This window comes from Sutcliffiella horikoshii (assembly GCF_002157855.1).
GTDB classification, from domain to species: Bacteria; Bacillota; Bacilli; order Bacillales; family Bacillaceae_I; genus Sutcliffiella_A; species Sutcliffiella_A horikoshii_C.
In genome coordinates, this window is record NZ_CP020880.1 from 507,235 (window position 1) to 519,646 (window position 12,412).

The window sequence follows — 12,412 nt, forward strand, 5'->3', positions numbered from 1 at the left end:
TGACTAGTTTAAACTCCTGTTATTCTATTGATGAAAGGGGGTCATATTAATGGATTTGCTTAAGAACATGAATATTGCCATGAAGTATATCGAGGAAAACCTTACTAATGAAATAGATTTTAAGGTCGTGGCAAGGACGGCTCATTGTTCTGAATATCATTTTAAAAGAATGTTTTCTTTCCTTGCGGGTATAACCCTATCAGAATATATACGCCGCAGACGACTTAGTTTGGCAGCATTGGAGCTTCCTAATAGTAAGGTAAAAGTAATCGATGTTGCAATAAAGTATGGATACAATTCACCTGATTCTTTTACTAGAGCCTTTTTTAATTTACACGGCATTACACCATCAGAGGCAAGAGAAAGTGGTCAGCAGCTAAAAGCCTATCCTCTTATGACCTTTCAATTATCAATTAGAGGAGGAAATGAAATGAATTATCGAATAGAACAGAAAGAAGCGTTTCACATCATTGGAATCATGAAACGGGTACCCATCGTTTTTCAAGGGGAAAATCCCGAAATTGCAGATATGTGGAAATCCTTAGATGCTGATAAAATAGCTCATTTACAAAAGCTCTCCAATGTGGAACCAAAGGGTATGATTCAAGCATCTACTAATTTCTCGGAAGGACGGATGGAAGAGAAAGGTGAGTTGGATCAGTATATTGGAGTCGCAACAACTCATGAGAAACCTGAGAATTTTTCAAAACTGAAAATCCCTTCCTTAACATGGGCCATATTTGAATCAACCGGACCATTTCCTCAAACCCTCCAGGAAACTTGGGGAAGAATCTATTCTGAGTGGTTCCCATCTTCAAACTATCAAGTAACAGAAGGGCCTGAAATATTGTCGATTAAAGGTAAAGATTTATCAGCACCATCAGTGAAATGTGAAATATGGATTCCGGTTTTAAAGAAGTGAATAAAGGACGTAAAGCGCAGGGGGTAATCTCCTGCGTTTTTCTATGTATTGGATTTCTGTCTTCAAGCAAATTAGAAGAAAAGAAAACATATTTTTGTTAAGGTTATTTCGAACAGATCATAAGGAGGTAAGATAAGGATGTCTACTTTGCTCGAAGAAATTAAAGCTTATAAAGAGGTATTTAAACAAAAGGCTTCAGAGGAAAAACAACGTTTAATGGCACAGGCAACAAAAGAATTAGAGGAGTCCGGAGTGGCAAAGGGGCTAAAAGAGGGAGAGAGAGTACCGGATTTTACCCTTCCTGACGCAACTGGCAAAATGGTGTCCATGAAGGAAGAACTTGAAAAAGGCCCGTTAATCTTGACATTCTATCGAGGCGGATGGTGCCCATACTGCAACCTTGAATTAAAAGCCTATCAGCGAGAAATAGACTCTATCAAAAACGCTGGCGCAACTATAATTGCCATCAGTCCTCAGACACCTGATGCTTCCCTGTCTACAAAGGAAAAAAATGAACTGGAATTTTTGGTGCTAAGTGATGAAGGCAATCAAGTTGCAGAACAATTTAATTTGGTATTTAAAATGCCGGATTATTTAGTAGAGATATATAAAGGTTCAGGCTTAATGGTTTCGGACCATAATGGAAATGATGATTGGGAACTACCAAAACCAGCGACATTTGTTATTGATCAAACAGGTAACATTGTATTTGCAGATGTAGATTCAGACTATACAAAACGTGTAGAGCCGGGTAAAGTGATTGATGTTTTAAAGAGTATCTAAAAATAAATATTATAGAAAAATGGCCTGGGATTCTATTCTTAGGCCATTTTTGCTCTTTTTTAAGAGCTAGAAAAATTTTACAGAGTAACGTGAAACTTTTCAACTGGATCCCCGTATAAATACTAAGGAACACCCAGTAAATACAGGGAGGTTTATCATGAAGAAATTTTTCAGGTATTTTGTCTGGACAATAGTTATCGGGTTAATATATTATGCCGGATTAAGGTATGAGTTGTATTTACTGAATGAAGCGCAAATGAACTATAATTTTTGGCCGCAAGTGATATTTGCCGCTTTATTCCCGATTTTAATCGGAATACTCCTTCGCTTGCCTAAATTAATAAAAGAGATACAACAGGAAAAAGTATGGTCAGTGAACTGGATGAAGCTACTGGCAGTCGGACTCCCAACACTTTACGTCTCTTTGGTTCCTGTACTTTTACTTACGGGCCTATTTAAATACATTCCGTTTGCAATGGACATCATACATTTTGATTTTGCAACTTTAGCTGGGGTGGTTTTTGGATATGTGTTGTTGGATAGCTTGAAGGAAGATTAAATAACTTTTTATATTTATGAAGACCTCACAAGCAAGAAAAGCGGACGTGTCAGGTCTTCATCGTGAACTGCCCCCTGTCAAGTAGACACTCGAAATAATAAAACAAGACTAAGCGGTCTTAGCCCTGTATTCTAAAGGGCTAAGACCGTTTAAACGTTTTTGATAGCGGTCATGATTATAAAAATGAATGTACTCATCAATCGCCTCTTCAAGATCGTCGAACGTTTCATATTTCTCCAAATAATACTTCTCGCATTTCAATGTCCCCCAAAAAGACTCTATTGGACCATTATCAATACATCGTCCAACTCGGGACATACTATGAGTCATCTTTGCTGTATCAATTTTTCTTTTGAATTCAAGGTGGGTATATTGAAATCCTCGATCACTATGTAAAAGCGGCTGTTCACCATTCAACATGGCAGTTGCTTGATCCAAGGTTTTAAACACTAGCTGATTGTTATTTTTAAGTCCTAACACATAACTAATAATAGCCCCATCATATAAATCTCGAATGGCACTCAAATAAGCCTTTGTAGCCTTACCGAACTTAAACTCCGTAACGTCCGTCACCCACTTTTCATTTGGCTTTTCCGCTTGGAATTCCCGGTTTAACAAGTTTTGGGCAATATGATTAGGGGTCGCTTTTTTGTAACGGCTCTTTTTTCTTCGAATAATGCTTTGAATGCCTAAAACACGCATTAATCTATAGATACGTTTATGGTTATAAGCTTTTCCTAACTTTCGATTCAAAGTAATGGCCACTCTACGATATCCATAAATCCCCTTCACTTTTTGGAATATAGTAGAAATCTCTTTCATTAACTTTTCACTTTCCCGTTCACGTTTTGAAGGCTCGCGCTTCAACCATTTGTAATAGGCAGACCGGGCAATCTCCGCAATGTCACAGAGCATCACGATAGAAAATCCTTCTTCCTGTTCCAGTTCCTGAATAGCTAAATATTTCTCCTCATGGCGTACCTGACTTATTTTTGCCTCCTTTCGATCTCCTCTAACTTTTTTAGAAATGCGTTCTCAGCTCGCAATCGTTCATTTTCCCTTTCTAGCCTATGCATCTCTCGTTGTATTTTCTGTTCATGAGAAAGTTCCACTTCTTCCTTTTTCCTCCCACGTTTATCTCGGAGGGCTTCTTCGCCACCATTCTCATACTTTTTAACCCATTGATACACTTGTTGGTAAGAGACCTGGAAGGTCTCAGCTGCCTTATGGAAATCCATGCCGTTCTCTAGATAATAGTGCACAATCTCTATTCGTTCATTTAAGGTAGTTTTTCTTTTGTTAGTCATAGTGAATTTCCTTCCTTTTGAAGTATCCTTTAACTCTCTATGGCTATTATAATTCTTAATCCACTTTTGGAGGACAGATTTACTTGATATTTCATACTTCCTAACAAGTTCTTTTTGAGAATACCCACCGTTAAGGTATTCATGGACTACCTTCAGCTTATATTCCTTCGAATACGCTTTTGAGGTAGGGTGTAAACCTTTCTCCCCCAGACTTTCATATCTATCGATCCAATTATATATAGTGGATGGACTAACATTATTTATATGGCCTAAATCTGTAATAGTGTGCGTGCGATTTTCCCAGGCTCTTATGACATTGATTTTGACATCGAAAGAGTTAGCTTTTTTTGACATAATAAATACTCCCCTTAGCAGAAACAGATTTTTAGTTTTTTATCTGTCTACTTAAAAGGGAGCATATCATCGGGGCTATGAAGACTTCACAAGCAGGAAAAACGGATGAGTCAAGTCTTCGTCGGGGCTATGAAGACATCGGAAGCAAGAAAAGCGGATTGGTCAGGTCTTCATCGGTGTTATGAAGACATCACAAGCAGAAAAAACGGACGGCTCAGGTCTTCATCCGGATTATAAAACATTATTTACTTAAAAAGGCAATCCCAGTCTATAAACGGTATAGTTTCAAGAGCGCTATTAAGGAGTCTGGGATAGCGCTAATTTTTCTTAGTAAATGGAGAGTGGGTTCATTGAATAACCTTTTCGAGCAAATGAAGACCGGCAATATACAGCAACAGAAGGCTTATTCTGCCATTCTTGAATTGAATATTTTAAATGACTTACATATTTATAATCCTGTATTATGTGGAACGCTTCCCATCGGAATTGATGTAAAAGGTTCAGACTTAGACATCATTATGGAAGTAAGAGAATTAGATATTTTCTCAAACAAATTACATAATCTTTACGCTGATAAAGAAAATTTCACCTTAAAAAGGACCGTGATCCGAGGGAGAAATGTTGTGAAGGCGAATTTTACGTTCCGAAATTTTGAGTTTGAATTGTTCGGTCAAGCTCAACCTGTCCATAAGCAATTTGCGTATTTGCATATGATGATTGAATATGAACTGTTGCAAAGAGATCCAGATTTAAGAGAAAAAGTGATAAGTCTTAAAAAGCAGGGATACAAAACGGAACCCGCATTTTGTAAACTTCTTAACATTAGCGGTGATCCTTATGAAGGCCTTCTTTTATTCGGTGTGGAAGAAGGGATGGTGTAGGTATGGATAGGCTGTTACATAAGGTTCGAGCAGTACCAGAGAAAAAGTCGTTCTTAATAGGTATGACCCTAATATTAATAACACCTTTGCTCTCATTTTTAATAGTAGATTTATTTCTAATGTCTAATTGGATAATGATTTTTGTAGGAGTTTTCATTAACTTTTTTTCTCTTTTATTTATTTTGAACGCGGCTGATAAACGACATTCACGGTTGGCTAAGAGGTAATTAGTAATCGGTAGTGCAAAGGAGGAAACTATTTTGGCAGAATACAAGGTCATTCTATTCGATTTAGATGGAACGCTTTCCGATCCAAAAGAAGGAATCACTAAATCGGTTCAATTTGCATTAGAGAATATGGATATTGTGGAACCTTCTATAGATAGACTAGAGACTTTTATCGGTCCCCCACTCCAGGTTTCTTTTGCGGAGTATTATGGTTTGGATGGAATAGAATCAAAACGTGCTATTGGTTTTTATAGAGAAAGGTTTAAGGAGAAGGGAATGTTTGAGAATGTCCTATACCCTGATATTTCCTTACTTTTAGAGGCGTTAAAGGAGAGGGGCTTTGTATTAGTGGTGGCAACCTCAAAGCCTACCGTTTTTGCTGAGCAGATAATAAAGTACTTTGAGTTAGAGAAGTATTTTCAATTGATTGTCGGAAGTAACCTCGATGGAACAAGGTCATCCAAAACGGAAATCATTCAATACATACTTGATAAATATACTGATTTTAATCGTAGTGACTTTGTCATGATTGGAGATCGGAAGCACGATATCATTGGGGCGAAAAATACAGGGATTCACTCTATTGGAGTGACGTATGGGTACGGATCTCAGGAAGAAATAAGGGATGCAGAGCCGAATTACATCGTTTCTAGTATTGATGATTTAATGGGTTTGTTGCTGGGAAGCCGGGTAAAGGATGACTACTTACTCCGGAAATAGTTCTAATATACAAGGCGAAGAACACAAGAAAACATAAGGTTACTATACTGTTAAAGATGCACTCGACGCGAAAAAACAATAGAGGCTTAAGCGAGCAATTAGCATTCGTGAACCAACTCATGGGTGGTTAAAGGTACTAAATATTTTTAAAGTGAAGAGGAGAGGCATTGAAATGCTTATCATTATTACCATAGCTGTTTTTATATTTTTATTCGACTTTGCCAGAATTAGAAAACAAAATGATACGTTAATAGAACAAAATGAAAAGGTAATATCTTTATTAGAAGAAATTAAAAACAAATAAGAGAAGGGGTTCAAGGGTGCTAAACATAGAGATAAGAAGGCCAAGAACGGAAGAAATAGTTGAGTTGCATCAATTTTTCAGAACGGTGATTGAAGATACATTTAATAAAGAGGGTATCGGGGATCAGTTAGAGGATCTAGAAGCGGAGGTTGAGTCCAAGAAAGCTTACTTAGCTGGGGACCTGACAAGCAATGGAGAGGATCGATTTTTTCTGCTGACATTAGAGAGAGGCCAGATTATTGGCACGATAGAACATGGTGCAGCTAGCGATCTTATTTGTAAATGTACAGATAACGCTTTAAAGGAATTGCATGAGGTGGGTACAGTGTTTGTTCATCCTGACTACCAAGGGATGGGAGTAGGGAATTTACTTTTAGAAAATATGTATCAAACACTGCGGAATAAAGGGATTCGTGAGTTTTGCTTAGATAGCGGGTATGCACGTGCACAAAGTATTTGGAACAAGAAATTTGGGGAACCTGCTTATTTGTTAGAAAACTATTGGGGCGAAGGCTATCATCATATGATTTGGAGAGTTAAATTTGAATAGGTCAAGGGGGGATGAGAGTGTCGAAAGAACTTCTTAGGATTGATTGTGGAGATATTTATCTCCAAGAGTTTTCCATAAAAGATGCAGACAGTATATACAAAATCTCCAATCAACCTGAGATATCTAATTTTCTGCCAGATTGGAAGTCGACGAAAGAGCAAAGAATAGATTGGGTTACTAACTATGAAATACCAGCGAACAAGGAGTTTCTTGAAGCGGTTAAAAGCACAGCTGATATAGAAGGTCACTTTCTAAAACTAGGAGTATTTATAAGTGCAACAGATGAATTCATTGGATGGTGTTGTACTGGCATAAAAGAGGAACTTCCTGCTCCGAATAGAGAAATTATGTATGCCATTTCAGCTGAGTACCATGGGAAGGGTTACGCAAAGAAGGCCTCTTTAGGGTTAATAAACTACTTATTCACAAACACAAATTTAGAGATTCTTAACGCGGTAGCTTTACCACATAACCCATTATCTATCAAAGTGATTGAGAAATGTGGGTTCACTTTTCAAGGGAAGCGTATGATAGAAGGTGAATTGTTTAATCACTATACATTAACTAGAATGGACTGGAAGTATGACACAGGAGGATAACATATGCTACTAGCTTGTAGGAAGTACTTCCTGTATATCATTGAACATAAATTAAATGTGCTTGTCGAGTGTTGGAAAGAAGGGCTGTACCTACAAGGAATAATTCATGATTGTTCAAAGTTTTCACCTCAAGAGTTTTTTCCTTATGCAAAGAAGTTCTTTTACAATGAAGATAAAAGCGCGGACGATGAATTAAGGTGGAAATACGCTTGGCTACACCATCAAAATAAGAATAAGCATCATTGGGAGTATTGGGTGGTAGACCCGCGTACTAAACAAGCTTTGCCTATGCCAAGAAAGTATCTCATTGAAATGGTCTGTGATTGGCGTTCTTTCTCAAGAAAGTGGGGAAGGAAAGTTAAAAGTTATAACTTGAATCTTGGAGATAAAATCATACTGCATCCAGATACAAGAATAGAGCTAGAAATATTGTTAAGGGATTATAAAGATACATTTGAGACAGATACATAGATAAAAAATACCGTTCTTAAGAGACTATTAAATTTCCTCAAAGACCCAGTGTTTAATGACCCTGGGTTTTTGTATTTTAACCCCTTACTCCAAAGAGTGTAAAATAATTTAAGGTATTTTTGAAACAATTCCATCCACTCAATCGTCCAACGGGTGCTTATAGAGAAAAAGAGGGGATATTGTGAACGAAAACGAGAGAGCGCGATTATTAGAGAAGGTTATGCTGGAGTATGGCGATCAGTTGGCAAGACTTGCTTATTCTTATGTGAAAGAAGAGGAGATTGCAAAAGACATTGTGCAAAATACATTTTTCAAGTGTTATTCAAAAATAACAAGCTTCAGACATGAGTCTACTCTGAAAACATGGCTTTACAGGATTACCATCAATGAATGTAAGGATTATCTAAAGAGTTGGGCCTATAAAAGGTCAAGAATGATGGAGATTTATCAAGGGAATAGAAGTAGCGCCATGTCATCGGAAGAAGAGGCGTTGAAGAAGTGGGAAATGGGTAGGGTGAAAAGCTCAATATTTACATTGCCACCAAAATACCGTGAAATTATTTTCTTATATTATTATGATGAAATGACGATGGAGGAAATTGCTGAACTACTAGGTGTGCCAATTAGTACTGTTAAGAGCAGGATAACGAGAGGAAGAGAGAGGTTAAAGCAGGAAGTGGAAAGGAGAGAAATCTATGAACAATAAGGAGAAAGATACGTTTTTCGAGGGCTTTGACCGAGTGGAGTTTAGCGCTGATGATAGAAAGAAAGTTTTCGAAAAGCTTCATACCAGAAAGAATAAAAAGTTTTCTTTTTTTCGATTTAAGCCTGTTGTGCTTACCTCTTTCCTTGGAGTTGCAACCGTATTTTTATTAATGGTTTTGTTGTCTTTTCCTAGCGAAGAGAAACAGGATAACCTTAATAGCGCATCCACTAAACATATACAGACAGGGGTTCTTTTAGTAACAGATGAGAATTTTAGAGCCTCATTAAATATTGTTTATTCCTATAATACGAATTTGAAAACTTTAAATGTGCTGTCTGTTCCAAGAGATCTTTATGTACCTATTTTTAATGGGGAAGGTAAAGAAATAGGACGGGATAAAATGTTACATGCCTATGCGTATGGGGGACAGGAGGGAGTTAAAAAAACGCTACTAAATTTCTTTCAGATTAGAGATGATGCATTTTCAGTGTTAACGGAAGATGAGTTTACAAAGTTTATTGATCAAATTGGCGGAATTACGATGGAGTCAGGTGGAAAAGTATTAGGAGGAGAAGAAGTGTTAACCTCCCTTTCGATAAGAGATCTATTAACGGAGAACGAGGAAAAGGAACATTATGAACTATTATCAGCTGTATTAGGGGTTATGTCGGAAGAACCGATTGAATTAGATGTTTTAGAGGGGATTCCGGAAGCAGTAGAAATAAATACAATCAATATTGCGGAGAAAGCAAGTGCAGAAAAAATGGAGGGGATCTATTATTACAAATTAGAAGGGGAAGAGTTGGAGGAAGTGATAAGTAGTTTGAAGCAATAGAAAAACGTTATAATGAACTAAACAAGAGTGGTAGTTTTACGTCCCCAAACGTAAAAACCACTCTTTTTTGCATCCAAGTGAAACATACAAGCAAAAGAATCGTATAACTTACAAAGGGGTGAGAGCGGTGGGAAGAAAGTGGAGGAAGTACCTAAACCCGTTAAGAATCAGGAATGGAATTGTGTGGATGTTGTTTGTGGGAGGGTTTTTCAGTTTTTTAGGGCAGGTTTTTGAAAGTGTCTGGTTGTTTTATTTATCTATTATTATTGTAATGTTATTCACTATCGTTTCCCTCATTTTCTGGAGATGTCCTAATTGTAAGAAGCGGCTTCCTCTCCAGTATGACAAGGAAATCGAGCTGTCTTACGCGTATGTTTACCCTAAATGTGAGAAGCGTTTTTTTGATGACGGGACGATGGAGTAGGCAGCCAGTCTAGCAGGCTAAACGGTTAAATTCATGTTATCCTTGTAACAGAGGAGTGATTTTTTTTGGAAGAAAAGAAAGAAGTAGTTTCTGTAAGTGGAGTAATTAGTAAGGAGATTTTCAAGAAATTCTTGGGCTATCATATTCAGTCGTTGAACAAGATATTGCTGACTGTCTTGTTATTGGGCTTCTTTTTGTATACTTGGCTAATCCTTGATTTAGGATGGGTTTTTGCCTTGATTACTGCCCTCATCCTGTGGGGTATCATTAAACTAATGCTAACAATTGTAATGAATTTTCGTTCTGCAAAAGAATACAAAAGTGACAAGCTGATGCAAAATGAGGTCTTTTTGACAATCAGTGAGGATGGTATCCAGCAGAAACGACGGAAAGCGGAAGCGTTTTGGGAGTGGGATGATATCCTTTCCATTCATGAACAGAAGGAAATGTTCCTATTCTATGTTTCGAAAAATAAGGCGGTCTTGTTGCCGAAAAGCTTTATGGTCAACCATGAGATGAATAAGCTGAGAAAAATTATACATAATAACGCATTGACTCAGAAAGTGAAATTGTTAGAGGAAACGGTGTAGCCATGACGAGGAACGTTTATATCATTTCCGGGCCGTGCGGTGTTGGGAAATCGACCATTACAAAGGGATTGGCCTGCAAATTAAAGAAAGCGGTTTTGATTGAGGGGGATCTCATCAGCGCTATGTTTGTTGGTGAGGAGCAACCTGCTTGGGAAGAGAAGCTCTCCATCGTCTGGCAGAACTTAAGCAGCCTGACCAAGAGTTTTCTGCTGAATGGCTATGATGTTGTAATCGATTATGTGGTGGAGGATGAGTTGGAATGGTTTTGCAAGGAACTCCATCAGACACGTTTGGATATAATACTTCACTACTATGTCCTGCGCGCCGACCCTGATGCCCTTGTGGAACGAATAACCAAACGAGGAGACACCGGTATGATTCCGCGATCTTTGGAGCTTCTCCATCAGCTGGAAAATAAAGAGAAAAACGCGCCTCATTTGTATGATACGACCAATAAGGAACCGAATGTCATTATAGAAGAAATCGCGAATAACATTACGCGTTATTCTTCTTGACAGACCCCTTAAAAATTCTTACCATAAAAGAAAGAGATGAACGGAAGGGGAATCGAAAGTCTAACAATGTGGAATAACCTTTAATGAAAATTGAGTAACTGGATAGTGTCAGCAGTTCCGACCAAGGAATCAGTCTGTCCGTCCATCATTTCATTAAAGGGATACACATGTTGTGGAGTCGATACCCCACTTGAAACAGGTGCCTTTGGTGCACCTGTTTTTTTATTTTGGAAAAACATCTCTTTTATCGGACCATACTTGTTTCTACCCTAAAAATTGGAGGGTTATTTTATGAATAGAATTGCAGTAGTAACTGGCGCGAGTCGTTTAAAAGGAATTGGAGCAGCGGTGTGCAGGGAGTTGGCAAAAGCGGGACACCCTATATTTTTTACGTACTGGACGCCTTATGATGAGGAGATGCCGTGGGGTTCTGAAGCTAGAGAACCGCAACTTTTAAAAGAAGAGCTGGAGAGATTTGGCGTGTCAGTGGGCATGATGGAGCTTGACCTCACAAGTGTGGAAGCGGCTGATGTGTTGTTTCAAAATGTGAGGGAGGACCTTGGTGAGCCTAGTATTCTGGTGAATAACGCGGCCTACTCCACCAATGATGATTATAGCAAGATAACAGCGGAGGATCTGGATAAGCACTATCTTGTAAACATCCGGGCTACTGTGCTGTTGAGCAGTAGATTTGCTCAGCAGTTCACCTTTGGCAGCGGTGGACGGATTGTTAATCTCACATCCGGTCAATTTCGTGGGCCGATGCCAGGCGAGCTGTCGTATGCGACGACAAAAGGTGCGATTGACGCCATGACGATAACGTTAGCGGCAGAGGTTGGCAAGCTTGGAATCACAGTCAATGCAATTAACCCGGGTCCGACTGACACAGGGTGGATGACAGAGGACATTAAGCTAGGTCTTTCTGGCATGTTCCCATCCGGACGTGTAGGGTTGCCAAGTGATGTGGCACGGACCATAAAGTTTCTTGTCAGTGAAGAAGCAGAGTGGGTGACAGGACAGATTATCCATTCAGAAGGTGGATTTAGGAGGTAGGATTATGGGAGAGACGAGAGTACGATTAGAGTTGGTTGAGAGTTCGGGTCGCTTGAAGTACTTGCCGTATTTGATAATGGCGGATGAGAGCGAGACCGTGGTGAAGGAGTATATTGCGGAGGGGCAAATGTTTGTGATTATTTTGGGAGGCGGCATGGTGGGTGGTGTGGCCTTGTTTGTAGAAGAGTTGGCAGATGTGGTTGAGCTGAAAAACATCGCGTTGGATCCACAGTTTCGCGGGCTCGGACTAGGGAAGCAGGTCATTGATTTGTCTTTCGAGATTTTCAGAGAACAGGGTTTCCGCAAAATGATGGTCGGCACCGCCAACTCCAGCATTGCCAACCTTGCATTCTATCAGAAAGCTGGATTTAGAATGGCGGAAATAAGGAAGGATTTCTTTTTGAAGTATCCGGAACCGATATTTGAGGATGGGATTCAGGCGGTGGATATGGTGGTGTTTGAGCGGGTGTTGCAGTAGGGGGATAGCTGGGTAGGTGCTCTATTTGCCCGAAGTGGTAGTGAAATAGGTGAAAAGGTCATATAGAACGGGTCTATATGCCCGAAGCGATGACGAGATAGGTGAAAAGGTCAAATAGAACGCGTCTATACGCC

The 12,412-nt window shown here is 39.0% G+C and carries 17 protein-coding genes; 15 read left to right on the forward strand and 2 right to left on the reverse strand.

What is annotated here, in order from left to right; translation table 11 throughout:
- The first annotated feature begins 49 nt into the window (after positions 1 to 49).
- The 3 genes from B4U37_RS02660 (at position 50) to B4U37_RS02670 (ending at position 2,264) form a co-directional block, all read left to right on the forward strand.
- Entirely contained in the window at positions 50 to 922 is an 873-nt protein-coding gene (locus tag B4U37_RS02660) for an AraC family transcriptional regulator (protein WP_088016947.1), read from the forward strand.
- A 138-nt stretch (positions 923 to 1,060) separates the two neighbouring features.
- On the forward strand, positions 1,061 to 1,705 hold the full coding sequence (locus B4U37_RS02665; RefSeq protein ID WP_088016948.1) for a peroxiredoxin-like family protein: 645 nt from the start codon (positions 1,061 to 1,063) through the stop codon (positions 1,703 to 1,705).
- A 157-nt stretch (positions 1,706 to 1,862) separates the two neighbouring features.
- On the forward strand, positions 1,863 to 2,264 hold the full coding sequence (locus B4U37_RS02670; protein WP_088016949.1) for a hypothetical protein: 402 nt from the start codon (positions 1,863 to 1,865) through the stop codon (positions 2,262 to 2,264).
- 108 nt (positions 2,265 to 2,372) lie between these two features.
- Here the strand turns inward: B4U37_RS02670 and B4U37_RS02675 are convergent.
- A protein-coding gene (locus B4U37_RS02675; protein ID WP_088016950.1) for an IS3 family transposase occupies positions 2,373 to 3,925 on the reverse strand; the annotation gives its coding sequence in 2 pieces (ribosomal slippage) (positions 2,373 to 3,289 and positions 3,289 to 3,925; 1,554 coding nt in all).
- A gap of 371 nt (positions 3,926 to 4,296) precedes the next feature.
- Here B4U37_RS02675 and B4U37_RS02680 point away from each other — a divergent pair.
- The 10 genes from B4U37_RS02680 (at position 4,297) to B4U37_RS02730 (ending at position 10,747) form a co-directional block, all read left to right on the forward strand.
- Positions 4,297 to 4,806: a DUF4269 domain-containing protein gene (locus B4U37_RS02680; RefSeq protein WP_148966200.1), complete on the forward strand. Its 510-nt coding sequence runs from the start codon at positions 4,297 to 4,299 to the stop codon at positions 4,804 to 4,806.
- A gap of 260 nt (positions 4,807 to 5,066) precedes the next feature.
- Positions 5,067 to 5,753: an HAD family hydrolase gene (locus B4U37_RS02690; RefSeq protein ID WP_088016953.1), complete on the forward strand. Its 687-nt coding sequence runs from the start codon at positions 5,067 to 5,069 to the stop codon at positions 5,751 to 5,753.
- A gap of 151 nt (positions 5,754 to 5,904) precedes the next feature.
- Positions 5,905 to 6,057, forward strand: coding sequence for a hypothetical protein (locus B4U37_RS21785; RefSeq protein WP_157663688.1), 153 nt, complete (start codon positions 5,905 to 5,907; stop codon positions 6,055 to 6,057).
- A gap of 16 nt (positions 6,058 to 6,073) precedes the next feature.
- Complete coding sequence (locus B4U37_RS02695; protein ID WP_088016954.1) at positions 6,074 to 6,607, forward strand: GNAT family N-acetyltransferase; 534 nt, start codon at positions 6,074 to 6,076, stop codon at positions 6,605 to 6,607.
- A gap of 11 nt (positions 6,608 to 6,618) precedes the next feature.
- The gene (locus B4U37_RS02700; protein WP_088016955.1) at positions 6,619 to 7,206 is read left to right on the forward strand and encodes a GNAT family N-acetyltransferase; all 588 of its coding nucleotides are present in this window, start codon (positions 6,619 to 6,621) and stop codon (positions 7,204 to 7,206) included.
- A 3-nt stretch (positions 7,207 to 7,209) separates the two neighbouring features.
- Positions 7,210 to 7,677, forward strand: a complete 468-nt coding sequence (locus tag B4U37_RS02705; protein WP_010191948.1) for a DUF5662 family protein — start codon at positions 7,210 to 7,212, stop codon at positions 7,675 to 7,677.
- Between the two features lie 181 nt (positions 7,678 to 7,858).
- Positions 7,859 to 8,383, forward strand: coding sequence for a sigma-70 family RNA polymerase sigma factor (locus B4U37_RS02710; protein ID WP_088016956.1), 525 nt, complete (start codon positions 7,859 to 7,861; stop codon positions 8,381 to 8,383).
- Positions 8,373 to 9,218: an LCP family glycopolymer transferase gene (locus B4U37_RS02715; protein ID WP_088016957.1), complete on the forward strand. Its 846-nt coding sequence runs from the start codon at positions 8,373 to 8,375 to the stop codon at positions 9,216 to 9,218. Before B4U37_RS02710 ends, B4U37_RS02715 begins: the two co-directional genes overlap by 11 nt.
- Positions 9,219 to 9,707: 489 nt before the next feature.
- Positions 9,708 to 10,232 carry a YcxB family protein gene (locus B4U37_RS02725; RefSeq protein ID WP_088016959.1) on the forward strand — a complete coding sequence of 175 codons (525 nt, stop codon included), beginning with the start codon at positions 9,708 to 9,710 and terminating at the stop codon, positions 10,230 to 10,232.
- Positions 10,233 to 10,234: 2 nt separating this feature from the next.
- Positions 10,235 to 10,747 carry a P-loop nucleotide/nucleoside kinase family protein gene (locus B4U37_RS02730; RefSeq protein WP_088016960.1) on the forward strand — a complete coding sequence of 171 codons (513 nt, stop codon included), beginning with the start codon at positions 10,235 to 10,237 and terminating at the stop codon, positions 10,745 to 10,747.
- A gap of 80 nt (positions 10,748 to 10,827) precedes the next feature.
- Here the strand turns inward: B4U37_RS02730 and B4U37_RS21790 are convergent, their stop codons facing one another.
- Positions 10,828 to 10,986, reverse strand: coding sequence for a hypothetical protein (locus B4U37_RS21790; protein WP_157663689.1), 159 nt, complete (start codon positions 10,984 to 10,986; stop codon positions 10,828 to 10,830).
- A 52-nt stretch (positions 10,987 to 11,038) separates the two neighbouring features.
- Here B4U37_RS21790 and B4U37_RS02735 point away from each other — a divergent pair, with 52 nt between their 5' ends.
- The gene (locus tag B4U37_RS02735; protein WP_088016961.1) at positions 11,039 to 11,800 is read left to right on the forward strand and encodes an SDR family oxidoreductase; all 762 of its coding nucleotides are present in this window, start codon (positions 11,039 to 11,041) and stop codon (positions 11,798 to 11,800) included.
- Between the two features lie 4 nt (positions 11,801 to 11,804).
- The gene (locus tag B4U37_RS02740) at positions 11,805 to 12,278 is read left to right on the forward strand and encodes a GNAT family N-acetyltransferase (protein ID WP_088016962.1); all 474 of its coding nucleotides are present in this window, start codon (positions 11,805 to 11,807) and stop codon (positions 12,276 to 12,278) included.
- Positions 12,279 to 12,412: the final 134 nt, after the last annotated feature.

What these genes read in the sequence shown, in the direction of transcription:
- B4U37_RS02660 (WP_088016947.1), top strand. Translation starts at nt 50, where the DNA reads ATGGATTTGCTTAAGAACATGAATATTGCCATGAAGTATATCGAGGAA.
- B4U37_RS02705 (WP_010191948.1), top strand. Translation starts at nt 7,210, where the DNA reads ATGCTACTAGCTTGTAGGAAGTACTTCCTGTATATCATTGAACATAAA.
- B4U37_RS02715 (WP_088016957.1), top strand. Translation starts at nt 8,373, where the DNA reads ATGAACAATAAGGAGAAAGATACGTTTTTCGAGGGCTTTGACCGAGTG.
- B4U37_RS02700 (WP_088016955.1), top strand. Translation starts at nt 6,619, where the DNA reads ATGAGAGTGTCGAAAGAACTTCTTAGGATTGATTGTGGAGATATTTAT.
- B4U37_RS02665 (WP_088016948.1), top strand. Translation starts at nt 1,061, where the DNA reads ATGTCTACTTTGCTCGAAGAAATTAAAGCTTATAAAGAGGTATTTAAA.
- B4U37_RS02740 (WP_088016962.1), top strand. Translation starts at nt 11,805, where the DNA reads ATGGGAGAGACGAGAGTACGATTAGAGTTGGTTGAGAGTTCGGGTCGC.
- B4U37_RS02735 (WP_088016961.1), top strand. Translation starts at nt 11,039, where the DNA reads ATGAATAGAATTGCAGTAGTAACTGGCGCGAGTCGTTTAAAAGGAATT.
- B4U37_RS02670 (WP_088016949.1), top strand. Translation starts at nt 1,863, where the DNA reads ATGAAGAAATTTTTCAGGTATTTTGTCTGGACAATAGTTATCGGGTTA.
- B4U37_RS02680 (WP_148966200.1), top strand. Translation starts at nt 4,297, where the DNA reads ATGAAGACCGGCAATATACAGCAACAGAAGGCTTATTCTGCCATTCTT.
- B4U37_RS21790 (WP_157663689.1), bottom strand. Translation starts at nt 10,986, where the DNA reads ATGTTTTTCCAAAATAAAAAAACAGGTGCACCAAAGGCACCTGTTTCA.
- B4U37_RS02730 (WP_088016960.1), top strand. Translation starts at nt 10,235, where the DNA reads ATGACGAGGAACGTTTATATCATTTCCGGGCCGTGCGGTGTTGGGAAA.